The organism is Microbacterium sp. NFH-22A-Y (genome assembly GCF_021401375.1).
Taxonomy (GTDB): Bacteria; Actinomycetota; Actinomycetes; order Actinomycetales; family Microbacteriaceae; genus Microbacterium; species Microbacterium hominis.
Map to the genome: position 1 here is coordinate 1121311 of NZ_JACBGF010000001.1, position 23483 is coordinate 1144793.

23 protein-coding genes and 1 tRNA gene are annotated in these 23483 nt (G+C 71.1%); 9 read left to right on the plus strand and 15 right to left on the minus strand.

The features are described from left to right. Positions 1 to 23: 23 nt before the first annotated feature. The 4 genes from L0965_RS05305 (at position 24) to L0965_RS05320 (ending at position 3794) form a co-directional block, all read left to right on the plus strand. Positions 24 to 920 carry a LysR family transcriptional regulator gene (locus tag L0965_RS05305; protein WP_101305885.1) on the plus strand — a complete coding sequence of 299 codons (897 nt, stop codon included), beginning with the start codon at positions 24 to 26 and terminating at the stop codon, positions 918 to 920. A 60-nt stretch (positions 921 to 980) separates the two neighbouring features. Continuing rightward, entirely contained in the window at positions 981 to 1199 is a 219-nt protein-coding gene (locus tag L0965_RS05310; RefSeq protein WP_205282542.1) for a PLDc N-terminal domain-containing protein, read from the plus strand. A 95-nt stretch (positions 1200 to 1294) separates the two neighbouring features. Beyond that, positions 1295 to 3706 carry an acyltransferase family protein gene (locus tag L0965_RS16725; RefSeq protein ID WP_101305887.1) on the plus strand — a complete coding sequence of 804 codons (2412 nt, stop codon included), beginning with the start codon at positions 1295 to 1297 and terminating at the stop codon, positions 3704 to 3706. 13 nt (positions 3707 to 3719) lie between these two features. Continuing rightward, a tRNA-Arg gene (locus L0965_RS05320) sits at positions 3720 to 3794 on the plus strand. 426 nt (positions 3795 to 4220) lie between these two features. Here L0965_RS05320 and L0965_RS05325 read toward each other — a convergent pair. The 4 genes from L0965_RS05325 to L0965_RS05340 form a co-directional block, all read right to left on the minus strand. Next, positions 4221 to 5045, minus strand: a complete 825-nt coding sequence (locus tag L0965_RS05325) for a hypothetical protein (RefSeq protein ID WP_101305888.1) — start codon at positions 5043 to 5045, stop codon at positions 4221 to 4223. A 7-nt stretch (positions 5046 to 5052) separates the two neighbouring features. Next, positions 5053 to 5205, minus strand: coding sequence for a hypothetical protein (locus tag L0965_RS05330; RefSeq protein ID WP_234057951.1), 153 nt, complete (start codon positions 5203 to 5205; stop codon positions 5053 to 5055). Between the two features lie 249 nt (positions 5206 to 5454). Then, entirely contained in the window at positions 5455 to 5817 is a 363-nt protein-coding gene (locus L0965_RS05335) for an ester cyclase (RefSeq protein ID WP_101305890.1), read from the minus strand. Positions 5818 to 5862: 45 nt separating this feature from the next. Beyond that, positions 5863 to 6642: an SDR family oxidoreductase gene (locus L0965_RS05340; protein ID WP_198553687.1), complete on the minus strand. Its 780-nt coding sequence runs from the start codon at positions 6640 to 6642 to the stop codon at positions 5863 to 5865. Positions 6643 to 6698: 56 nt separating this feature from the next. Between L0965_RS05340 and L0965_RS05345 the strand changes: the two genes are divergently transcribed. Together L0965_RS05345 and L0965_RS05350 are read left to right on the plus strand one after the other, a co-directional pair. Next, a complete protein-coding gene (locus L0965_RS05345; RefSeq protein WP_101305891.1) occupies positions 6699 to 7445 on the plus strand; it encodes a TetR/AcrR family transcriptional regulator in 747 nt (248 codons plus the stop codon). Between the two features lie 69 nt (positions 7446 to 7514). After that, complete coding sequence (locus L0965_RS05350; RefSeq protein ID WP_060960099.1) at positions 7515 to 7715, plus strand: hypothetical protein; 201 nt, start codon at positions 7515 to 7517, stop codon at positions 7713 to 7715. A 28-nt stretch (positions 7716 to 7743) separates the two neighbouring features. Here the strand turns inward: L0965_RS05350 and L0965_RS05355 are convergent, their stop codons facing one another. The 5 genes from L0965_RS05355 to L0965_RS05375 all read right to left on the minus strand — a co-directional run bounded on the left by L0965_RS05355 (position 7744) and on the right by L0965_RS05375 (position 12843). Further along, positions 7744 to 8718 carry a Dyp-type peroxidase gene (locus tag L0965_RS05355; RefSeq protein WP_101305892.1) on the minus strand — a complete coding sequence of 325 codons (975 nt, stop codon included), beginning with the start codon at positions 8716 to 8718 and terminating at the stop codon, positions 7744 to 7746. 70 nt (positions 8719 to 8788) lie between these two features. Next, a complete protein-coding gene (locus tag L0965_RS05360) occupies positions 8789 to 10003 on the minus strand; it encodes a cupin domain-containing protein (protein WP_101305893.1) in 1215 nt (404 codons plus the stop codon). A gap of 136 nt (positions 10004 to 10139) precedes the next feature. Further along, positions 10140 to 10424: a hypothetical protein gene (locus L0965_RS05365; protein WP_101305894.1), complete on the minus strand. Its 285-nt coding sequence runs from the start codon at positions 10422 to 10424 to the stop codon at positions 10140 to 10142. A 54-nt stretch (positions 10425 to 10478) separates the two neighbouring features. Next, positions 10479 to 12125: an MFS transporter gene (locus L0965_RS05370; protein WP_157831572.1), complete on the minus strand. Its 1647-nt coding sequence runs from the start codon at positions 12123 to 12125 to the stop codon at positions 10479 to 10481. Beyond that, a complete protein-coding gene (locus L0965_RS05375) occupies positions 12118 to 12843 on the minus strand; it encodes an alpha/beta hydrolase (protein WP_060960094.1) in 726 nt (241 codons plus the stop codon). The genes L0965_RS05370 and L0965_RS05375 overlap by 8 nt, the downstream gene beginning before the upstream one ends. 268 nt (positions 12844 to 13111) lie before the next feature. Here L0965_RS05375 and L0965_RS16730 point away from each other — a divergent pair, with 268 nt between their 5' ends. Continuing rightward, a complete protein-coding gene (locus tag L0965_RS16730; RefSeq protein ID WP_157831573.1) occupies positions 13112 to 14173 on the plus strand; it encodes a helix-turn-helix domain-containing protein in 1062 nt (353 codons plus the stop codon). Positions 14174 to 14266: 93 nt separating this feature from the next. Continuing rightward, complete coding sequence (locus L0965_RS05385) at positions 14267 to 15391, plus strand: FAD-dependent monooxygenase (protein WP_101305897.1); 1125 nt, start codon at positions 14267 to 14269, stop codon at positions 15389 to 15391. Here the strand turns inward: L0965_RS05385 and L0965_RS05390 are convergent. The 4 genes from L0965_RS05390 to L0965_RS05405 all read right to left on the minus strand — a co-directional run bounded on the left by L0965_RS05390 (position 15361) and on the right by L0965_RS05405 (position 20015). After that, on the minus strand, positions 15361 to 17667 hold the full coding sequence (locus L0965_RS05390; RefSeq protein WP_101305898.1) for an XRE family transcriptional regulator: 2307 nt from the start codon (positions 17665 to 17667) through the stop codon (positions 15361 to 15363). The genes L0965_RS05385 and L0965_RS05390 overlap by 31 nt on opposite strands. A gap of 64 nt (positions 17668 to 17731) precedes the next feature. Then, on the minus strand, positions 17732 to 18955 hold the full coding sequence (locus L0965_RS05395; protein ID WP_101305899.1) for an MFS transporter: 1224 nt from the start codon (positions 18953 to 18955) through the stop codon (positions 17732 to 17734). A 3-nt stretch (positions 18956 to 18958) separates the two neighbouring features. Next, the gene (locus L0965_RS05400) at positions 18959 to 19495 is read right to left on the minus strand and encodes a thioredoxin domain-containing protein (RefSeq protein ID WP_060960090.1); all 537 of its coding nucleotides are present in this window, start codon (positions 19493 to 19495) and stop codon (positions 18959 to 18961) included. Between the two features lie 13 nt (positions 19496 to 19508). Next, on the minus strand, positions 19509 to 20015 hold the full coding sequence (locus L0965_RS05405; RefSeq protein WP_060960089.1) for a redoxin domain-containing protein: 507 nt from the start codon (positions 20013 to 20015) through the stop codon (positions 19509 to 19511). 260 nt (positions 20016 to 20275) lie between these two features. Between L0965_RS05405 and L0965_RS05410 the strand changes: the two genes are divergently transcribed. Then, positions 20276 to 21112: an alpha/beta fold hydrolase gene (locus tag L0965_RS05410; protein WP_101305900.1), complete on the plus strand. Its 837-nt coding sequence runs from the start codon at positions 20276 to 20278 to the stop codon at positions 21110 to 21112. A gap of 62 nt (positions 21113 to 21174) precedes the next feature. On the opposite strand, the gene L0965_RS05415 is transcribed toward L0965_RS05410, so the two are convergent. Continuing rightward, complete coding sequence (locus L0965_RS05415; RefSeq protein ID WP_101305901.1) at positions 21175 to 22326, minus strand: GDSL-type esterase/lipase family protein; 1152 nt, start codon at positions 22324 to 22326, stop codon at positions 21175 to 21177. Next, positions 22323 to 23426, minus strand: coding sequence for a LacI family DNA-binding transcriptional regulator (locus tag L0965_RS05420; protein WP_101305902.1), 1104 nt, complete (start codon positions 23424 to 23426; stop codon positions 22323 to 22325). The genes L0965_RS05415 and L0965_RS05420 overlap by 4 nt, the downstream gene beginning before the upstream one ends. Positions 23427 to 23483 lie beyond the last annotated feature (57 nt).

Sequence of the window (23483 nt, forward strand, 5' to 3'; positions counted from 1 at the left end):
CATCGATGTGTTAGAGATTGCTTATGGATCCGATGCGGCTGCGGCTGCTCCGCGAGCTCGGCGACCGGGGAAGCGTGACGGCGGTCGCCGCCGCGCTGCACGTCAGTGCGTCGGCCGTGTCGCAGCAGCTGGCGATCCTGCAGGCGGACGTCCCGGTGCCGCTCACCGTGAAGCAGGGGCGCACGCTCGTGCTCACGGATGCCGGGCGCGCGCTGGCCGCAGCGGGGATGCGGGTGGAGGAAGCCCTGGTGCTCGCGCGGGAGAGCGTCGGCGCCTACCTGGCGCACGACCCGACGCCGGTGCGCGTCTCGGCGTTCCACAGCGCCGGCGTCGCCCTGTTCGGACCGCTGCTGGCCGCGGTGGGCGGCGATGCCGTCGCGTTCGCCGACGCGGATGTCGCACGGGAGGACTTCGCCGGTCTCACCGCCGATCACGATCTGGTGATCGCGCACCGGCTCGCCCACGATCCGCCCTGGCCGCGCGAGCGGGTGCGGGTCACGCCGCTGTTCGCCGAGCCCCTCGACGTCGCCCTTCCCGCGGCCCATCCGTTGGCGGCCCGAGACGCGATCACCCCCGCGGAGCTGCGCGGTCAGACGTGGATCTCGACCCATGACGGTTTCCCGCTGGCCGGGGTACTCCATGCCATCGCCGCCGTCGGCGGCGAGCCTCCCGTGATCGGTCACCGGGTCAACGAGTTCTTCGTCGCGGCCCAGATCGTGCGTGCGGGCGCGGCGATCGCGATCATGCCGCGCTACACTGCCCGGGCCCTCGCGACGGAGGGCATGGTGCTGCGCCCGGTCGCCGGGCTCGCGCTGGTGCGCCACGTCGACGTGCTCGCTCGTCCCGACGCGCTCGCCCGCGCGGCGGTCCGCCGCGTGCTCGGTGCGCTCGCCGACATCGCCGCGGATCTCGCACGGTGAGACTGCGGGATGTCGGGCCGACCCCGTGAGTTCCGTCGCCGTGTCGGGCATGCTGGGGGCATGGTGGTCTCCGGCTGGCACGTCCTGATCCTGATCGCGGTGCTCGCGGGCATCGCGTTGTTCATCGCGGCCGTCGTCAGCATCGCCTCGTCGGCGGCGACGAGCTTGGAGAAGACGCTCTGGATCCTCGTCACACTGATGTTCCCGCTCATGGGTCCGATCGTGTGGTTCGCCGTCGGGCGGCGTTCGATCGTCGCCAATCCCGCCGAGCGACGTTGAGCGGTGTCGAGCGGCGGAGCGCGGTCCTGCGCCGCCGCAATGGGAGCGTTCCCTTAGGCTGAGTCCAGCCCCTCTTCCCGTCCCCGGTCTCCTCCGTGCCTCTACGTCGCGACATCCAAGGTCTGCGCGCGCTCGCCGTGCTGGCCGTCATCGGCGCGCACGCCGCCGGCTGGCCGCGGGGCGGGTTCGCCGGTGTCGACGTGTTCTTCGTGATCTCCGGTTTCGTCATCACCGGGATGCTGCTGCGCGAGCAGCGGGAGACGGGCCGCATCGGCTTGGCGCGCTTCTACGGCCGGCGGGCCCGGCGGCTGCTGCCGGCCGCGCTCGTCACGGTCGGCGCGGTCATCGGTGCCGCGTTCGCCCTCTTCGGTCGTGCGCGGGCCGAACAGGTGCTGTGGGACGGTGTCTCGGCGCTGCTGCTGGTGTCGAACTGGCGGTTCACGCAGCAGGGCACCGATTACTTCCACGCCGGCGATGCCGTGTCGCCGCTGCAGAACTTCTGGTCGCTGTCGGTCGAGGAGCAGTTCTACCTCGTGTGGCCCGGTCTTCTCATCGTGTCGCTGCTGTTCGTGCCCGCCGTCGCGCGCCGCGGCCGGGCGGTCGCCGCGGTGGTGGCGGCGTGGGCGGTCGTCGTGATCGCGGCATCCTTCGGCTGGGCGCTGCTGCAGGGGGCGTCGGCGCCGACGGCGGCGTACTTCTCGACAGCGACCCGGGCGTGGGAGTTCGCTCTGGGCGCCCTGCTCGCCGCCGGTGTGCCGGTGCTGCGTCGGATTCCCGCGGCCGCCGCGGCCCTGCTCGCCTGGATCGGCGTCGCCGGTGTCGTCGCATCGCTCCTGCTCATCGACCCCGCGAGTGTGGGCTTTCCCGGACCGTGGGCTGCCGCGCCGACGGCCGCGACCGCGCTGGCGCTCGCCGGCGGCGTCGCCGCATCGCCGCGGGCGCTGTTCCCGTGGACGAACCCGCTGGCGGTCGTCGTCGGCAACGCCTCGTACTCGCTCTATCTGTGGCATTTCCCCGTGGTCGTGTTCGCCGCCGCCCTGCTTGCGGCGTCGCCCTGGTCGATGCCACTCACCCTCGCGATCGTCGCCGTGATCGGCTTCGCGTCGTACGCGATCGTGGAGCAGCCGCTGCGCTACGCGCCGTTCCTGGGCGGCCGGGTTCCCGTGGCGGATGCGGGCGCGGGCGCTGACGCGGCGCCGGACGTGGGACTGGATGCCGCGCCGGCGACATCCGGTCGAGTGGCGCCGGCTGCCCCCGCTCCGCGCACCCCCGAGATCGCGACGCGCCGGCCCGCGGGGTGGCAGCCGGGCACCCGCTACTACCCGGGCGGCGCGCGTATGGGGGCCGAGGCTGCCGCACCGGGCGCGGAGGCGGTGCCGGCGGCATCCGTCGTCGAGGCGATCGTCGCGGAGCGGCTTCCGGAGCCGGCACCCGTCGCTCCGACACCGCCGGTCCTCGACGCCGCCGGGGCGGTGGCGAGCGTTGCTCCGATGGTGGCCTGGCGGGAGCGGTTCCGCACGCAGGTGTCGCTCGCGACCGCGGGGCTGGTCGCCGCGGCGCTGCTGCTCGTGCTCGCCGTGCAGGTGCAGCAACCGCGTCCGGTTCCGCCGAGTGCCGACGCGGCCCAGGCGGCGCCCGCGATCGACGACCCGACGGCTGCGCTGCAGGCAGACCTGGCCGCGGCGGTGTCGGCGACGACCTGGCCGGAGCTGCATCCGTCGCTCGATGAGGTGATGGCCCAGTCGTCGGGGGCCAACCCGGCGCACGACTGCTTCGCGCCGACGCCGCTGCCGGATGCCGCGGCGTGCACGTGGGGGAGCGGCGCCGCGCCGCGCCACCTCTACCTCGTGGGCGACTCGACGGCGATGGCCTACGCGCCGGCGCTGAAGGCGCTCGCGGAGGAGAGCGGGGGTGCGATCCGCGTCACCACCGTGGGGCTCTACGGATGCCGGTTCACGGACGTCTTGGTGCAGAACGACGACCCCGCCGTGATGCAGGCCTGCACGCAGCGGAAGAACGACGTCGCGGCGATGATCGCGGCCGACCAGCCCGAGAAGGTGCTCGTCTCGAACGCGTACACGCTGGGCCGCACCGCCGACGGGCGCGATCTCAGCGCGGCGGAGCTCACCGCCGCCGAGGCCGCGGAGATGGCACGCTACGGGATGCCGGGGCGCATCGTCTATCTCGAGGCTCCGCCGGAGGGCGCCCCGCTCGGCAATTGCTACACGCGCCTCGGCTCGCCCTACGCCTGTGCGACGAGCATCACGCCGACCTGGCGCGACATGCAGGCGGCGACGACCGCCGCGGTGGCGTCGTCCGGTGATCGCGTGGTGGATGCCCTGGCCTTCACCTGCTGGCAGGACGTGTGCCCGGCGTTCGCGGGGACCCTGCCCATCCGCTACGACCAGACGCACCTGACGGTCGCCTACTCCACACATCTCGCTCCGTACCTGCGGTGGGCGCTGGACGGGGGCGGCGGGGCCGGTGCCGCGGCGCCGCCCGGGTAGAATCGACGCGCCAGCCTCTGTAGCTCAGTGGAAGAGCCACTCCGTCCTAAGGAGCGGGTCGGGGGTTCGAATCCCTCCAGGGGCACCAAATGTTCGTCTTTAGAACCCTTTGAGGCCGAGAACCCCGTGTTCTCGGTCTCTTGTCTTTCCTGGGCCTGTGTTTCGGGGGAGGCGGTGAGCACGAGTTCGAAGAGGTCTTGGAGTTCGCCGCTGGCGGGCTCTTCCTCCCAGATCAGAATCCGGTTGAAGAAGGCCTGGTTGTAGATGCGGCGCAGTGCATCGGGAGCGCGGCGGTAGGAGTCGTAGCAACTGGCGGCCAGTTCGATGGCGAAGATGATCGGGTCCACCTATTTCGTGGCCACTGTAGTCCTTGAAAGAGACAGATTGTCTGATTGGATGCACTCCTTGACATCCGGCTGTTCGCTTCCCTCGTCTGCTCGCGGTCTCTGTGCCGAGTGGCGGACGTGATACATCGGCGCTTCACCCACCGTCCTTGCTGGGAGATGCCTCGAACTCAGAACCAGCCCATCGATTCGTCTCCGGGGCGATTCCGAAAGTACAGCCGTTCGAAAGGTTGGACTACCAGCTCGGCGATGCGTTGGTTGGACTCATTGGTTCGTAGGAGATGCGTTGGGCGCCATGCGGCGGCGTTACCCGGCACGGGCTCGACCACCGTGCCGCCCATGACGACTTCATGGTTTTCGACAGCACCGATCCAGCCGGGGAAGCGGTAGGTCAGCGTGAACACTCTCACTTCGTGAGGCGGAGCGACCGTCTGGTCCCCATTCATCCACTGAGCCAGTTCCACCCAGCGCGCAAGACTCTCAACACGTTCCACCCCGATGGTCGTTGACTCTCCAGGTGGGAGATCAAGTTGCTCGGGCTGAGCGCTCTGGTTGGCGAGGCGCGTGAATGTTGCTTGCATATGGCGCGGGCCGTCGTTGATGATCTTCACCGTGGCACGCACGGAAAGCTGCTTCTGCGCGTCGCGGGGGAGCACATATTCCGACTGAGTAACTCGCTCAGGGCGTTCTCGGTGATCGTCTGCGAATAGGACCGGGAAGCGAGGCTCCTGCGGATCTGTTGCTTCCGCGTGAAGATGGGCTGTCACGGTGATGCGCGGCATCTCCGCATCAATCTGGCTGCGAAGCGCATCTTCCCGTGTCTTCTCGCCCTGCTCCAGCTCTGCCCGGGCGACATTGACGGCGTCAAGCGCGACTTGGGTGCTGCGTCTGGTCTGCACCGCCTGCCAGGCGATGATCGCGGCGCTGATCGCAGAGATGATAGCCGCGGTGATGGCCACCGCTACCTGAATGCTGTTGAACTCGGAATCACTCACATCTGCATCATGCCGCGACCTGAAGGCCCGCGGGTGCCGCGCCCACCGCGAACTCGAACCCCTTCGGAACGGCGGCGGATCCGGCGGCTGACCAGACGAGAGTGGCGCTGTCGTCGTTCTCGCCGTCCATCCGTTCGAGCGTGATGGAGGAGAGCGTCACGGGAAGGCACATCGGAACGGTCGTCGGCCCGTCCGCCCGCGCGAAGAGGACGCGGTCCGCAGCCCAGCTGTCACATCCGGCGAGCGAGCCGGCGGCGGCGGCGCACGTCACCACAGCCGCCAGACGAGCCAGAAGGTGCGCTCTCCGATCCCGCTCATGACCGCACGTAGTGCCCACCGCCATCGACGCAATCGTCATGAGTCCGCCGCTTCTCGCCGGCACGCAGGCGATGTCGTCGACCACGCCGCGTCACGCCGCCAGCTCCGCCGCGACGCGGCCGTGGTCGTCGAAGGTGACCACCGCGATCATCTCGAGGTCGATGACGCGTCCGGTGGCGGCGAACCCGCCGTAGACGCCGTCGTGGGTTCCGTCGAATCGCACGAGCATCGCGCCGGTGTCGCCCTCCTGTCCGAGCGGGGTGATCGTGGCGCGCAGATCGCTGAACGCGGCGAAGAGCGCCTCTTCTCGTTCCTGCAGGGCGTGCAGCCCGCTCTGCGCACCGGTCAGGGGGGAGTGGTAGGCGGCGGGCTCCGCCCACAGTGCGACGACGGCGGCCGGGTCGTGCGCGTTGACCGCGGCGGCAGCGGCGCGGGCGAACTCGTGGATGTGCATGGTGATCTCCTTCGATCGGGGTGAGGATGCCGGGGACCCGGCGGTTCAGGGACGGACGGAACGTTCTGCGAGCGTGAGGGACAGTCGCTCGGGAAGTCGCGGGGCGAGCCAGGACACGAGCGCGTTGCCGCGGCCGTCGACCACCGAGGGGCGGCCGCGTCGCAGGGCGCGCAGCGCCGTCTCGACGACCTGCTCGGGTGTGCGGCGGGCGCCGACGGAGGCCGCGTCGCCGGCCGTCGCGAAGAACGCGGTGTCGGTGGCGCCGGGGCAGAGGGCCAGCACGTCCACGCCGGTGCCGCGGGTCTCGCGCCACAGGGCGCGGGTGAAGGTGAGCACATACGCCTTCGAGGCGGAGTAGACGGCCATGTGGGGGACGGGCTGGAAGCCCGCGGTGCTCGCGACGTTGATGATCGTGCCCCGGCCCCGCGCGAGCATCGGCGGGAGCAGCAGCGCCGTGAGCGCGGTGAGGCTGTTGACGTTGACCGCGATCTGCGTGGTCGCCGAGCTCAGCGGCTGCGTCGCCACGTCACCGTGGATGCCGAGCCCCGCATTGTTGACGAGGGCGTCGACGGCGATCTTCTCGCGCTCGAGGCGGGCGACGAGCTCCTGCGCGGCATCCGGGCGGTCGAGGTCGTGCGCCATGACGGTCACGGAGACCGTATGCCGTGCCCGGAGGTCGGCGGCGAGCTCGTCGAGCACGTCGGCGCGACGCGCGACGAGGACGAGGTCGCTGCCGAGGGCGGCGAAGCGGTGGGCGAAGGAGCGCCCGATTCCGGAGGAGGCTCCGGTGATCAGGGCGGTGGTCCCTGCGGTGATGGTGCGCACGATTCTCCTAAATAAACAAACCGGTCGGTCTAATAAATCAGGACTATAGTGGGAACATGCCTGCGCGTCCAGTCGCCGAAGCCGAAGCCGGTCGAACCGCCGCCCGCCGCGTGGGGCGTCCGGCCGGGCCGACGGCGCAGGGTGCGGCGTCGCGAGAGGTGATCGTCGACGCCGCCGCGGGTGTGTTCGCCCGCCTGGGCTACGACCGGGCGCGGATGGCCGACATCATCGAGGCGAGTGGGATGTCGAAGGGGTCGGTGTACTTCCACTTCGACAGCAAAGAGGCTCTCGCGGTCGCCGTGCTCGAAGACCGGCACGAACGGTGGATCGCCGCCGTGGAGAGTGCCGTCGCGGACGTCGACGCGGGGCAGCCGAGGCTCTCGCGGCTCCTTCCGGCGATGCTCTCGCTTCACCGTGAGGATCCCGACGCCTGGGTGATCTCGCGCCTCACGCAGCGCCTCGCCGACGCCGAGCCCACCCGCGATCTCGCGGCGGCGGTGACGCGGCGGTGGATCGACCTCGTCGCGAGCCTCATCCGCGAGGCTCAGGGCGTCGACGTCAGCGCAGAGTCCGTGGACGCGGCCGCCCTCGCCACGGTGCTCGTGGGCGCCTTCGACGGTCTCAAGATGACCGTGGATGTCGTGGGCACCGGCGACCGCACCGACGACGGCCGGCTTCTCGCCGAGGGCGGTGCCGTTCTCGAGCGGATGCTGTTCGAGACCGTCGGGATCGTGCCCGCCGAGAAGTCGCGACAGAAGTCGAACGTTCGCCCGACCTCGAGCCGGGCTGCCCGAGTACCGTGAGGTCAGCGACCGCGCCGGTGTTCGCCGCGGCGGTCACCTCCGGCGGCATCCACGGATATGAGGAGTGACATGACTGAGACGAACGGCTCCGGCCCGGCAGACCTGAGCGGCACCGTGGACGAACGACTCGCACAGCTGACGGCTCTGGAATCGGCCTCAGAGCCGCTGAGTGCGCAGTGGCTGCATCGTCAGCTCCGCTCCGCGCTCAACGCCTGGGCCGAGGATGCGACCACGGTCGACATCGACCTGGAATCCCGCACGGACTACTGATCGCGCGGCTACCCCGGCTGCCGCCCGGCTACGCAGGCGGCGTCGCCGGGTCGTCGGCGAGCGCGCTGAGGGCATCCGCCGACGGCACGAAGAACGTGCAGCCCATCACCGGCGTCGAGAAGTCCAGGATCCGGTCGTGGAGGCCGGGCGGGTCTCCGATGAACATCCGCTCCAGCATCTTCTCGATGACCCACAGGTGGCGCGCGTATCCGATGAAGTAGGTGCCGAACTCCGACGCGCCGGGGCTGCCGAACGGCATGTTGTCGCGGAGGATGTCGTGTTCGACACCGTCGACCACGATCGTCGACAGCGTCTTGTGCGACTTCTGCCCGGTGTCGGCGTCGTCCAGTTCGACGTTGTCCGCCTTCTTCCGACCGATGATCGCCTCCTGCTGCTCGGTCGTGAGGGCCTGCCACGTGTCGAGGTCGTGAAGGTACTTCTGGATCACGACGTAGCTGCCTCCCGCGTTGTCGGGATCCTCGTCGCCGATCAGTGTCGAGTCGGCGACCGCGTTGCCGACGGGATTCGAGGTGCCGTCGACGAAGCCCAGCAGGTCACGGACGTCGAAGTAGCGGAAGCCGGTCGTCTCGTCCACGACGGTCACGGCGTCCCCGAGCGCATCCATCAGCTGGCGCTCGAACTCGAACGTCAGATCCTGCCGGTTCGCGCGGATGTGGAACAGGATGTCGCCCGGGGTGCTCGGCGCCGTGTGCGTCGCGCCGGTGACCGCCGTGAAGGGGTGGAGCCCGCGGGGAGCGGCCCGCGACGTGAGGCGGGGCCACACCCGCGAGCCGATGCCCACGGTGCAGGAGAGCTGGGCGTCGAGGTCGCGGAATCCGACGTTCTTGATGATGTCGTCGATTCCGCTGATGGTGTCGCGGACGGTGGCCGCGGCATCCGCGTCGTCGTTGACGGTCACGACCAGGAAGGTCGCACTGGAGGTGAGAGGCGCATCGACTTTCTGGGCCTCGATGGGAACGCGTCTCGACGAGGAGTTGCTCATGCTCCCGAACCTAGGGCACCGGGTGGGGAATGCGTTCCGACGCCTGTCGAGCACCTCCGCCCCAGGCGGCCTACGTGCGGAGGGGTGTGATGCCCTGCGTGCCCCGCGGGAACGTCGCGAGGGTCGCCGCATCGATGTTGAGATGCGCGGCCACCAGCGCGGGCGGGACGTGGCTCAGCCAGTTCGCCAGCGAGATCTCCTCGTACTTCGGCGCCTTGAACACCTCGAGGAACTGCAGCACGTCATCGCCGGTGTTCTCGACGTAGTGGCCGAAGTTCTTCCTCACCACGCCGACGTCGCCCGCGCGGAAGTCCGTGGTGTTGGCGTGGGGGCCGGTGTTGAACACCGTCATCCGGGCCGACCCGCGGAGGTAGTACTGCCACTCGTCGGCGTTCGGATGCCAGTGCAGCTCGCGCATCGACCCGGGCTCGACGGTCACCAGCGCGGCGGCGACGGTGCGCGAGAGCGGGAAGTTGGTGCTGTCGGCGATCTGGATGCTGCCGCCCGAGTTCTTGTGCAGGGGCTGCGACCGCGACAGGCGGAAGATGATCGGTTCCGAGGCGCCCCATTCCACGCCCGCATCCGTCTGGTCGGTCGCGAGGTCGCCGGGCTCCTCTCCGGGGAAGATCCAGAGGTTGTGCAGCGGGATGTCGGCGAAGACCTCCTGTGCGACGCCGAAGTTCTTGGCGAGCACCTCCGGGGGAGTGTGGGCGAACCAGTCCGTGAGCAGGAGCGTGTTCGACTCGGACTGCTCTCCGTCGTCGAACGCCAGCACGAACTCCGCGCCGTCGGGCCCGAGCCCCTGCAGCGAGTGCGGCGTCCCACCCGGGAAGAACCACAGGTCGCCTTCTTCGACGTCCTCGACGCTCGGAAGGCCGGAGCGGCCGAGGGTCGTCACGCGGCACCGGCCGCGGGTCATGACCGCCCACTCGGCCGTCTGGTGCCAGTGCAGCTCGCGGATGCCGCCGGGCTCCAGATACATGTTGACCCCGGCGATCTCGTCGGAGATCGCGAAGTCCTGCTTCGTCAGCTCGCGGGCCCACCCGCCGCGCTGTACCCGGCGCGGGGAGATGTTGAACGACGACCAGAACAGCGCCTGCGTGGAGATGTCCGTTCCGGGCGCATCGATCTGGTCGGGGAACTGGCTCTCGATGACCGGGTTCCGGGGCCCGGTCATCGTGAGGCTCGCCGGGTCGTCCACGGTGTTGGACTCGCCCTCCGGGGGGAGATCGGGGTTGCCGAACACCGGCGACTCGTGGTGCGGGGTGGGGGTGTTGTCGTGCATGGGGAGCTCCGTTCGTTCTCGCGGCCGTCGTGCGGGCATCGGCCCGCCCTCTCAGCACAGTCGTCGGGAGGGGACGCGGCCTCAGACAGATGCAGAAGATTGCCCGGATGCCGAAGGTCGCGGCCCCGTTCGGCGCCTACTTCTTCGTCGTGAAGATGCCGTTCTCGCGCAGCAGGCGGCGCACGTCCAACACCATCTGCTCGTCGACGTCCTTGTGACGCGGTCTGGTGAGGAAGAGCTCGGACTGCCCGAGCCGGACCCGGAACGTCCCGTCGTGTCCGGCGGTCACATCCGCGATCTCCTCGAGGAGGGAGAGGATGTCGTGCCATTCGAGATTGTGCGAGGTGGGGTGCTGTTCGAGGTGGTACAGCGTGGTGCGGTGGTGCTCGGACAGGTGCGCGGTGAGCGGCTCGTCGGACATGTGTGTCTCCTTCGTCGGATGCGGGGTGGGGTGGGTCTGTCGGTGCGGATCTGATCAGGCGGGGGTGGATCGGGGGTGTCGGCGCGGGTGCGTCCGTCCGATGTCGAGGAGGTGCGTCGCTTCGGGGGCGACCGCGCTCATCGCCCACGCGCGGGAGATCAGCTCGCCGTCGAACGCGGTCGTGCGCCCCTCGTGCTGGCTCACGTGCTCCCGCCACGACCCGACGGTGTACGCCTCCACGAGGATGTCCGCGTCGTCCGCATCCGCGTAGACGCGCCACTCGCGGCCGCCGGTGCGCAACCGGGTCTGCTTGACCTGCGACAGGAGAGCGAGGAACTCCGTGCGCCGGTCGCGGGGGACGGCGTAGCGGATCAGGACGAGCACGGCCGCGTCGTCGCGGCCGTCCGCCCGCGGCTCGTCCTGGACGCCCGGGACCTCGACGATGTCGCGTCCGATTCCGGTCGTCGTCGGCAGGGGCCACACGAGCAGCGACAACGCACTCAGGATGCAGAGAACCCCCGCGCCGACGACGACGGCCCCCGACCCCCATACGGCCGCGAGGATGCCGGCGAGCGCGGCGCCCGCCGCCGTGCACCCGTAGAGGACCAGCTGATAGAAGGAGAGTCCGCGGGTGCGCACCCACACGGGCAGGAACGCCTGGATGGTGCCGTTGATGGTGGCGATCACGCCGATCCACGCCAACCCCGTCGCGACCAGGACCGGGAAGGTCAGCCAGAGCGTCGGGGAGACGACCAGGATCACCAGCCCCGCACCGAACACGGCGGAAGACGCGAGGACGACGCCGTTGAGCGCGGCGATGCGGCGAGCCCACGGGAGCACGAACGCCCCGATGATGGAGCCGGCGCCGAGGGCGGCCAGCAGGAGGCCGTAGCCGGTGGCGGCGAAGCCCAGGGAGTCTTTCGCGATGGTCGGCAGGAGTGCCCACAGGGCGTTCGCGGGGATCAGGAAGATCGCCAGTCGCAGCAGGGTGAGCCGCACGACGCGGGAGTGGAGCACGTAACGCGTGCCGGCGCGGGTGGCGTCGACGAACGGTTCGTGACGGGCGGCGGGCGGGCGATAGGTCTTCCAGAACAGCAGGACGCCGAGGAACACCACGAACGAGGCCGCATTCAGGAGGAAGACCGCGACGACCCCGAACTGTGCGACGACGAGTCCGGCGACCGCGGGGCCGACGGCGCGCGCGATGTTCACGCCGATCGACGAGAGGCTGGCCGCGTCGACGAGCATGTCGCGCGGGACGATGTCGGGCACGAGCGCCTGGAAGGCGGGCAGCTGCACGGCCGAGATGGTGCCGAGGACGAAGGTGCACGCCAGCAGGATGGTCGGGGTGGTCTGGCCGCTCCAGGTCAGGAAGGCCAGCACCAGCACGACGACGAACTGGACGGCCTGCGAGTACAGGAGCACGAGTCGCCGGTTGAGGAACTCGCCGATGACGCCGGAGGGAATGGCGAAGATCAGCACCGGCGCCGCCGATGCCGTCTGCACGAGCGCCACGAGCAGGGCGGAGCTGTTCGTCTCGACGAGCAGCCACTGCGCACCGACCGTCTGCATCCAGCTTCCGACGTTGCTGACGAGGGAGGCCAGCCACACCAGTCGGAAGATGCGCACGGTCAGCGGCGTGAATCCGGACGCCCAGACGCGGGGCCCTGCGGGAGGCCGTTCGGCCGGCGCGTCAGTCATCGGCGGCGACGTCCCCGAGGATGGTGTCGATGAAGCCCACGATCTCGGCGGCATGGGTCTGTGTGACCAGGTGCGGCGCGGCGAGGGCGACGACGTCGCGGCAGTGCGCGCGCCGGTACCCGAAGCGCTGCACGTCGGGGTTGATCGCGCGATCCTCCGTGGCGACGACGCCCCAACTGGGCCTGCCGCGCCAGGCCTCGACGCGCGCGCGCTCGCTGAACACCGACACCGACACCGGCCGCTGCGAGACGGCGAGCACCGAGGCCTCGTCGGCGGGGAGACCCTCGGCGAGCAGGCGGGGGAACGCGTCGACGGCGACGGTCACCTCCGTGCCGGGAACGCCGTGGTCGTCGCGGAACATCGCGGGGACGAGGTGCTGGGAGACCTCGTCCGGGGCGAAGGCGTCGCGCATCTCGCCGATGCTCTCGCCGCGCTCGAGCGCGTAGCCGGCGATGAAGAGCAAGCCGGTGACGTTCGCCGCGTCTCCCGCGACGGTGATGACGGCCGCCCCGTAACCGTGCCCGACGAGCAGCACCGCCCCGTCGATGCGCTCGACGACGGTGCGGATGTAGGTGCAGTCGCCGTCGAAGCTGCGGCCGACCAGGGGAGGGGCGAGCACGGGATGCCCGCCTCCGAGCAGGCGCAGCGCGATCGGCCACCAGCTGGACGCGTCCAGGAAGGCGCCGTGAACCAGGACGACCGTCGTACGTGCTGTCATGTGGATACCTCGTGGTGGTTGTGCCGGCCCTGAGACGAATCTAGGAACGAGTGCGCCGACAGCACTCCGACAGGAGTCGGAGACGTGGCCCGGCCGGCGGACGGTGCCCACGGTGGATGCGGAGACGTCGCACTTCTGCCTGTTTTCTTCCTGGTGCTGCCGTCGCGGACGCGGTCGGATGGCTGTGACTCGACTTCGGTGTGGCTGCGTGTCGGCTACTGCCGGCGCGCCGCCTCATGGTGGGCCCGGCCCGGATAGGAGTGCATCCGTGAAAGCCAGCGAGAGCAGTGCCGTCGTGCCTGCCACGTTGCAGGGCATCGCCGAACAGCTCACCGCCGCGCTCGGACGTCCGGTGTGGGTCCGCGGCGGACCGCCGTCTGCGCCCGCCGGCGTGTGCGGCGCGACGGATCCGTCGCTCGCGGCACCGCGCCGGCTCGACGTGACGGTGGAGGACCGGGGCGTCGTGGTGGCGCACATCGCCGTGCAGACGGAGGGACGATCCCTCGGCCCGTCGGACTTCGAGGCGCTCGATGCGGCATCCCTCCTCGTGCGAGACCTGTTGCGCGCGGAGGGAGGGACGAGCCGCGAATCGGTGCTGCACGATCTCCTGCACGACGACGAGGGCGTTCGGCGGAGCGCGTACGCCCGCGCGGTGCAGCAACGGTGGCTGCACCGCGACGAGGGCACCGTCGTGCGCGCGTTGCTCGTCGATGCGACCGTCACGGACATCCATGCCATCGCCTTCGCCCGGCACCTCGCGAATCTGCGCCCCGTCCCCCACCACTTCATGGCCCTGCACGCCGGCATGGTCATGCTCGTGGGGCAGCCGTCCGATCGCGGCATCGACGACGTGATCCTCCGGGAGGCGACCGCGCGCGGCATCCGCGTCCTGGGAATCGGCTCGGCCTCTCCTGCGCCGGGGGCGGAGGACGTGCGTGCCGCGGCCGACGAAGCGGTCATCGCCGCTTCTCTCGCCGCCGCGCTTCCGCAGTTCCATCCGGCCGTCGACGCCAGTGAGCTCGGCGGCTGGCTGCTGCTGGCCTCGGCCTCGGCGAACCCGGAGCACCTGCGCATCATCTCGCCGGCCGCGCATGCGCTGTACGTGCACGGCGACGGCAGCCAACGAGAGACCATCGAGACCTACCTGGATGTCGGCGCGAACGTGGTGGCGGCGTGCGAGATCCTCTTCGTGCACCGCACGACGCTGTACTACCGGCTCGAGCGGATGCCGGAGGTCGTCCGCGACGCTCTGAGCGACGGCATCAAGCGCAGCACGCTCCACGTCGCGCTGAAGCTCATCCGGCTCTGGGAGGCGACCGGACGTGCTTGATCGTGTGGGGGCGGACTTCCGGCGAACGTCGAAGCGCCGCGTGCGGCCGGGGCGATACCGTCGACCCATGCCCCGCTCAGGAGAGGTCGGACGATGAGGACGGCGTTGCGGGTGGGCGTGATCGGCGGGTCTCTCGGGGGCCTGTTCACCGCTGCCCTGCTGCATCAGGCAGGTCACGACGTCACCGTCCTCGAACGGTCCCGCGCGGGGCTGGCCCGACGCGGCGCGGGCCTGGTCGGTCAGCAGGACCTGTTCGACGTCCTCGCGAGGCTGGGGTTGACTTCGGTGCTGCGATCCGGCGTGGAGGCGCGCGAACGCATCACGCTCGGCCGCCGCGGCGAGGTGCTCCATCGCGACCCGACGCCCCAGACGCAGCTGTCGTGGGACTACATCTACGACGGCCTGCGGGCGCTCATCCCCGCCGGCCGCTACCGGCTCGGCAGTGCGGTCACGGAGGTGCGGTCGGACGGCCGGCACGCGACCGTTCGCATCGAGGACGGGACGACGATCCCGTTCGACCTGGTCGTCGGCGCCGACGGTCTCAACTCCGTCGTCCGCCGCGCCGTCGCGCCCGAGCGGTCGGACAACCGCTACGTCGGCTACCTCACCTGGCGCGGGCTCGTGCCGGAGGCGGCGCTCCCGGAGCGGGCCGCGGACATCCTGCTCGAACGGTTCGCCTTCTACACGGCGCCGGGCGCCCACATGCTGGGCTACCTGGTCCCGGGGCCGGACGGGCAGACGGCGCCGGGGCGGCGTCGGTACAACTGGGTCTGGTACCGGTCGCTGCCGTCACCGGAGCTGGAACGTCTGATGGTCGCGTGCGGGCACGGTGCCGCGAGCACCTCTCTCGCACCGGGAGACCTCCCGGCAGACCTCCGGCAATCGCTCGTCGCGGCCGCCGCGGCAGAGCTACCGGTGCCGTTCGCGGATGCCGTCGCGGCCGAGCCGCGACCGTTCCTGCAGGCCCTCTACGACTACGTCGCGCCGCGGATGGCGGCGCCGTCCGTCGCGCTCGTCGGCGACGCCGCCGTCGTCGTGCGCCCGCACACCGCGATGGGCGCGGCCAAAGCCGCGGGAGACGCGATGGCGCTGGTGGACCTCCTGGGCACCGAGCTCTCCCTCGCCGACGCGCTCGCGACCTACGACCGGGACCGGCTGCCGGTGGGCCGCGCCATCGCCCGCTACGGTCAGGAGCTGGGCGACTCGCTCCCGCTGTGAGGCGCATCTCGCGCGGTCGTCCGTCCCGCCGTCATCCCCGCGATCTCTCGGCGGAACCGGGCGAAGATGAACGCCTCGCTGCTGCCCGGGCCGAGCAGGCGCAACGCCTCCTCCGCCTCGGCCATCGCCGCTTCCGACTCCCCGGCTTCGATCAGCGCGCGGATGTGGCGGCGCATCATCAGGGCGACCCGCATGTCGTCGTTGAGCGAACGGGCGATCTGGATGCCGATCGCGCCCGCCCGGATCCCGTCGTCGTAGCGGCCGACGGCGATGTACGCGTCGACGAGGTCCAGATAGGCCGCGTATCGCGTGATGAGCGTGAGGAAGCCGTCGGCCTCGGGTTCGGCCTGGATGCGCGCGAGCGTGGACTCCAGCTCCTCGATCGCCGCGAGGTGCTCACCGCGGGTGTTCATGATCATCGTCGTCAGCAGGCGCGCGTTCTCCAGTCCCACCTTCTCGCCCGCGAGTGAGAACGCCCGGATCGCGCCCTCGGCGGCGTCTGCGGCCTCGACGACACGGCCGAGCAGCCAGCTCGCCCATCCCACGTAGTAGTTCGCCCACCCCTCCTGCGTGGCGTCGCCGGCGCTCAGCGCCGCGCGGAGTGCCGAGCGTGCCGTCAGGACGGCGCGCTCGCGGTCTCCGACCTCCACGATCTCGGCCCACGCGAGGTAGCCGAGATGCGTCGCCTCCATCAGCGGATTTCGCAGACTCTGCGCGGCGGTCACGGCGAGGGAGAAGAACCGATGCCAGTTCCCCCAGGAGAGCCAGACGTCGGAGTACCAGTGGAGGGCGTCGGCGACGTCGACGACCGTCTCGTTCTCGCCCAGCTCGGCGGCCTCCGCATACGCCGGCCACCAGTGCTCGGCTTCCGTGCGGATCCACAGCGCCGCCGCCTCGGCGCTGACGAAGCCGCGACCGACCCGGCTCGCCGTGTGCTGCTCCCTCTCCGGCTCGAACCAGGCCCCCGCCCGTTCCAGGCTCCCCAGGATCCAGGCGCGGATGTGCGCGCGGCGCCGTTCGAGCTCGTCCGCACCGACGACGTCGCGCAGCCTGTTCAGGCCGAACAGCCGCATGAGGTCGTGCAGGCGATAGCGGTCGCCGCCGCGCGCTTCCAGCAGCCCGAGGTCGGTCAGGTCGTCGAGTCGGAACTCCACTTCTGCGACCTCGGTCGAGCGGACCGCGGCGGCGGCCAGCTGCGCATCGAAGGTCTTGCCGCCGATGAGCGCGACCCACCGGAAGAGCGCGGCCGTGCGAGGGTCGAGCTCTTCGTAGGAGAGGGAGATGGCGGCTTCGACCGCCAGGTCGCCGGCGACGAGCAGCCGCAACCGGTCCTCGGTGGTCCGCAGTCTCCGCAGCAGGTCCTCGACGTTCCATTCCGGCCGGCTGGCGATGCGGCTGCCCACCACGCGCAGTGCGAGCGGGACGTCGTCGCACAGCCCGGCGACTTCGTCGAGCGCCTCGTCGTCGGATCCGGCCTGCGGGATGAGGCGGCGCAGGAGTGAGACGCTCTCGTCGCGTTGCAGAGGACCGAAGCGCAGCCGCCGCACTCCTTCCAGCCCGGCGAGGCTGCGGCGCGACGTCACGACGACGATCTCGCCGCTGCAGATCGAGAGGATCGGGCGGACCTGCGACTCGTTCGCGGCGTTGTCGAGCAGGACGCGCACCGGACGGGCGTCGACGGCCGCGCGCCATTGCCGAGCGGCGACGTCGAGATCCGCGGGCGCCTTCTGCTGCGTCCCCTGCAGCTGGCGGAGCATCGCGGTGATGATCTGGAGGGGCGTCAGCGGCGAGGCGTTGAAGCCGTCCAGGCCGACGAAGACGGTGGGATCCTGGGCGGATCGGCCGCGGGCGAGGATCTCGACGGCGCCCGTCGTCTTGCCGATGCCGGGGGCGCCGCCGATGACGAGCGCCGGGCGGCTCTCGCCGGGCTCGCGTTCTCCTTCGAGGATGTCGAGGGCCTCACGGATCTCGCGCTCTCGCCCGGAGAAGTCGAACACCCGATGAGGCGAGACGCCCCCGGTCGCCTCCGCGGCGTCGACGCCGCGGGGACGGGCGCGGGCCGCCCGGAGGAACGCGTGTCGCGCGGCGACGTCCAGGCCGAGCCCCTGGGCCAGTGCCTCGACGGTGCGACGCTGGGGCGAGGTGCTGGCGCCTCTCTCGAGGTCGCCGATGGTTCGTACGCTCACACCGGAAGCGGCCGCGAGGGACTCCAGCGTCGAGTTCTGCCCGACGCGCAGCGACCGGAGCAGCTGGCCGAACGGTGACGGCTCGGTCACGACGCCCTCCCTCTCACAGCCGTCAGTCTGACAGAGCCGGCCGCCGACGAGCCGCCCGCTCCTCTCACGCGCCGGATGCCGCCGCGCGGCGCATGACCAGCGCCGCGGAGACGGTCGCCACCAGCACGGCGGCGGAGAAGACGAGGAGCACGATCGCCTGCGGGGCGACGGTGAGGCTCACCCCGATCGCGAGCACCGGAAGGGCCAGTCCGCAGTACGCCACCAGGAAGATGAGCGCGAGGGTCTCCCCGCGGCGGCCCGGCTCGGCCAGCCCCGCGGCGGTGGCGATGGCGGACTTGAACAGCACACCGACGCCGACCCCCGACACGACGCCGCCGACGAGGAAGACGCCGAGCGAGGGAGCGAACGCGCCGACGGCGACGGATGCCAGCCCGACCGCGCAGCACACGGCCGCGATGGTCAGCTGGACGCGCAGCGGGACCGCGGCGAGTGCCGCTTGGCCGATCGCCGCCGCGGCGAAGACGCAGGACGCCGCGATGCCGGCGAGGAGGTGGTCGTGCTGATCGAACGTCGCGATGAGGATGGTGGGTGCGAGCGAGGTGAACAGCCCGAACAGGGCGAAGCCCGCGAACGCCCCGAAACCGGCGGCCACGAACGCGGCGCGCCCGCGCGGGGGAGCCGCGATGCGTTGCGGCCGATAGCGCCGACGCTCCTCCGGCTCCGGCACCGTCTCGGGGACACAGCTGACGGCGATCGCCGCGACGATGAGCAGGACGAGGAACACGGCGTGCGGGAGGACGAGCGGATCGGGGAGGAACTCGGCGAAGAGTCCGCCGATCAGCGGACCGAGCGCCAGGCCGCCCAGATTGGCGGCGCCGGCGACCGACGCCGCGACGACGACGCTCTCGGTGGGTCGGGCGTGGGTGCGCAGCTCGCCGAGGTGGGCGGTCGCCGTCGCGGTGAGGATTCCGACGCTCGCCCCGTTCACGAGCCGCGCCGCCAAGAGGCCCGGAACCTCCGTCCAGAGCAGGAACATGCCGGCGGAGAGCGCGGCGACCAGAATCGCCACCGTCAGCATCCTTCGCCGGCCCATCCAGTCGCTCACGTGCCCGAGGAGGAACAGGCTGAGCACGACACCCACCGCGAACGCGGCGAAGACGAGCGTGATGACGGCGACGGGGAAGCCGTCGCGCTCCTGATACAGCGGGTACAGCGGGGTCGGGACGGTCGCGTAGGCCATCACGAGGACGAAGGCGCTCGCGACGACCCAGAACCCCGCCCCGTGCGAGATCTGCGGCAGCCCGAGCGGGGTGGCCCGCTGCGCCATGGGTCAGGACCCGCTTCCGTGGCCGGCGAGCGCCGACCTGATCGCCTCCGCCAGTCCTGCCGTGCCGGCCTCCACGAGGGCGCCGTTGAGGAAGAAGGTGGGGGTGCCGTTGACCCCGCTGCGGATGCCGCCCTCTTCGTCGGCCCGTATCCGAGCGGTGTACCGGTCCTCCGCGGCCGCCTTCCCCAGATCGGCGACGGCGAGGCCGAGCGCCTCGCAGATGCGCTGATAGAGCTGAGGGCCGAGGTCGATCTGATTCTCGTAGAGCAGGTCGTGCGCCTGCCAGAACTCGCCGTGCTCCGCGGCGAACTCCGCGACGAAGGCGGCGTCGACGGCCTCGGGGTGGATCTGCGCGAGGGGGAAGTTGCGGAAGACGAATCGGATCTTCCCGTCGTACTCGTGCAGCAGCTGCTTCACGATCGGGAAGGCCTGGCCGCAGTACGGGCACTGGTAGTCGCCGTACTCGACCAGCGTCACCGGGGCGTCCGGCGGGCCGAAGCTGTGGTCGTGGTCGGAGACGGGGATGCGAAGGTGGGACATGGCGGGTCCGATCTCAGGGGGAGGGCGTAGTGGGCGATGCCAGGGCGTCGAGCGCGTCGAGGACGCCGTCGACGCCCGGGTTCACGTCGATGGGCGACAGGTAGCTCCAGGCGATGACGCCCGAGGAGTCGATGACGAACAGCGCACGCGTGCTCGTGCCGGTGTGGAAGTCGTAGGCGCCGTAGCGCCGGGACACCTGCCCCTTCGGCTCGAAGTCGCTGAGCAGGGCGAAGGTGAAGCCGCGATCCGCGACGAAGGCCCGATGCGACCAGACGCCGTCGACGGAGACGCCGAACACCGCCGCGCCGTGGGCGGTGAGAAGGGGCATCGCCGCGTTGACGACATTGAGCTCGTCGCCGCACACCGCGCTCCAGTCGGCGGGGTAGAAGATGAGCACCACCGGCTGTCCGCGAAGGCTCGACAGGGTGACGGTGTCCTCCGGCGTGCGGTGCAGCGTGAAGTCCGGCGCCGCGGTGCCGGCGCCGAGGACGCTCTTCGGATGGTGTTCGACGTAGCCCATCGTCGGCTCCTCTTCGCATCGGTCGGACGTTGTTCCCCTGCGCCAGACGGTACGCGCGTGCGGGCCCGCTGTCACAGGACAGATGTCGAAACGCGGGCGGGCCGGCGTGCGGGAGCCCTCCCAGAGTCTGAACAAAAGTAGGAGCGCCGCGGTTCTCGTCCGGCGTTATCGTGAACGCGCTCCCGGCTCGATCAGCAGTCGGGAACACCGGATCGTCGTCCCGAGACCGCCTCGGGATCACATAACCCTGGAGGTCGACCATGTCTTTTGTGACGACGGAAGATGGCGCGGAAATCTACTTCAAGGACTGGGGTCCCCGTGACGCCCAGCCCATCATGTTCCACCACGGCTGGCCGCTGTCCTCCGACGACTGGGACGCGCAGATGCTCTTCTTCCTGAACGCGGGCTACCGCGTCGTCGCCAGCGACCGCCGTGGTCACGGACGGTCCTCGCAGATCGCCACCGGCCACGACATGGACCACTACGCCAGCGACGCGAGCGCCGTGGTCGAGCACCTCGACCTCCGCAACGCGATTCACGTCGGACATTCGACCGGCGGCGGTCAGGTCGCGCGGTACGTCGCCCGGTACGGCGAACCCCAGGGGCGCGTCGCCAAGGCCGTGCTCGTCTCCTCGGTTCCGCCGCTGATGGTGCAGACCGCGGCGAACCCCGAGGGCACGCCGCTCTCCGTCTTCGACGGTTTCCGCAGCGCGCTCGCGGCGAACCGCGCGGAGTTCTACCAGGCGGTCGCGTCCGGGCCGTTCTACGGCTTCAACCGCGAGGGTGCGACGGTCTCCGAGCCCGTCATCGCCAACTGGTGGCGGCAGGGGATGACCGGCAGCGCGCAGGCCCACTACCTCGGCATCGCGGCCTTCTCCGAGACCGACCAGACCGACGACCTGACGTCGATCACCGTGCCCGTCCTGGTGCTCCAGGGCGACGACGACCAGGTCGTGCCGTACAAGGATGCCGCGCTCAAGCAGCACGAGCTCCTGCAGAACTCGACCCTCAAGATCTACGAGGGCTACCCCCACGGCATGCTGACGACCCACGCGGAGGTCATCAACCCCGACATCCTCGCCTTCATCCGGGCCTAGCCCGCGGCTCCGCCCTCGCGACAGCGCACTCCGGAGGTCCGGAGTGCGCTGTCCGCGTGGGCTCAGGCGCGGCGTCGCCCGACGGCGGCGAACGGGCCGTCGGGCGCGAACGCGTAGTCGGCGAACCGGGCGCCCATGCGCTCGTAGGCCGCCGCGTTGGGATGCAGACCGTCGTCGAGGTCGCCGATCTCGCTGTCGGGCAGCAGCGCACGACCGTCGAGCCAGAACAGCCGCGGGTCGTCGGCGCGAGCGGCCAGCACGTTCCCCCAGGCCTCGCGGACGATCGCGAGGCTCATCCCGCCGCGCTCGAGCTCCCGCGCGTCGCCGGCGCTCACCGCCTGGCCCGTCGCGGGGTCGATCACGGTGGGGCCCGGCATCCGCTCCAGGGACGGGCAGGGGATCGGCCCGATCGCGACGAGCGGCGTGTCGGGGTGGCCGTCCCGGATCGTGTCGAGCACGCCGTGCAGCACGGGTTCGAACAGGCGCCGGCGCAGGAGATCGCCGTTGACGACGTTGACGCCGATCTCGATGCTGATGGCGTCGGCGGGGTGGTCGCGGATCGTCCGCGCCACGAAGGGATCGCCCACGGCGTTGCCGCTGAAGCCGAGGCTGCGCAGGCTCACCGCGCCCGCCGCCGCGGCCACCGCCGGCCACGTCCGGGTGGGCGCGGAGGCCTCGCCGCACTGGCTGATGGACGAACCGTGGTGCAGCCACACGGGCCGGGCGTCGAGGGGCGGCGCGAGAGGCGCGTCGGCGCACAGCGCCACGAGCTCCACGGCCGTGGTGTGCGGCAGCCACACCTCGACGGCGTGCGCGCCGCGGCCGGGTGCAGGAAGGGCGAAGGAGACCGTCACGGGGGGACGCTCCTGGGTGAGCGCCCCGTCCGCGGCGACGAGGGTCTGCGCCGGGACGGGGACCGAGACGGAGCCTCGGCGCTCGCCGTCGACGACGAGCTCGACGACCGCGGGCGCTCCGGGGGCGATCCCGATCACGACGAGCTCGACGGCGATCGCGCCTGCCGTGGTCGACGTGGCCACGCGCACGCCCGAGGTCATGCCCACCACGAAGTCGAAGCCGGGGTCGGGGATCTGCCGCCGCGTCCACTCCGGCAGCCGCCGCGGGCGCACCCCGTACCTCCCCGGCGCGAAGCCGAGCGCGCCGACCACCTCGACATCGGCCGAGGGGAACGGGGCCGTGTAGGTCAGGGCGCTCATCGCGGGTCGGCGTCGGGTGTGGATGACGAGGTTCCGCGCACCGGTGGGGCGGTCACCGTCCGCAGCAGCGTCTCCACCAGGTGCAGGCGGGCGGCGTCCCCGCCGCGGACCGTCGCGCCCGGGGCGTAGGCGGGAGCGATGGGGGCGGCATCCGCGGTGTCGTCCTCGTCCAGGGCGGCGATGAGGTACTGCGCCGCGCGCTCGCCCACGGCCGTCAGCCGCGGATCGATCGACGCGAGGTACGGGTCGGCATCCTCGCCGTAGCCGGCGACGTGGTCGTAGCCGATGATCGCGATGTCGTCGGGCACCCGCACGCCGGCGGCTTCCAGGCCCGCCGCCAGACCGATCGCGATGGCGTCGCTGCCGGCGAACACGGCGTCGGTGTCGGGCGCCTGCGCGAGCAGCAGCTCGGCGGCGCGGTGCCCCCAGTCGCGGCTGAACTCGCCGTGCAGGATCACCGCGGGCTCCCGTCCCGCCGCCTGCACGGCTGCGGTGAAGCCGTCCGCGCGCTCCCGCACCGACGGTAACGCGGCCGCCGCCGTGACGTGGGCGATGCGCCGCCGGCCGGCCTCGAGGAGGGTCCGGGCCGCCAGCGCCCCTCCGGCGTGCTCGTCGGGGTGGACGCTCACCGCCCGGTCGGGCTCGTGCGGGCCGAACGCGTGCACGACGGGGTGGGAGTCGCTCGCGCCGATGTCGGCGATCGGGACGTCGGGACCCTCGCCGATCACGATGATGCCGTCGACCTGCCGATCGAGCATGTGCCGCACGTGCTGGTGGCGCCGCTGCGGATCGTGGCGCGCGTCGTAGAGGATGCTCGCCAGGTCGTGGTCGCTGAGGGCGCGGTTGATGCCGATCAGCACCGGCATGCAGAACGCGCCCGCGGCGTTCTCGGCGAGCACGCCGATGGTGCGGCTGCGTCCGAGGGCGACGCTGCGGGCCAGGGCGTTCGGCCGGTAGTCGAGGTCGCGCGCGGCATCCAGGACACGCTGTCGGGTCGCCTCGGCGACGCGCCCGGTGTCGTTCATCACCTGGGAGGCCGTGGGCACGGACACCCCTGCGGCCCGGGCGACGTCGGCCAGGCGCGCGGATCTCTGCGGCATGGGCACATCCTCTCGCAAGCGGTGGCGCTTCTGCCGCCCATCCTATGCCAAAGCGCT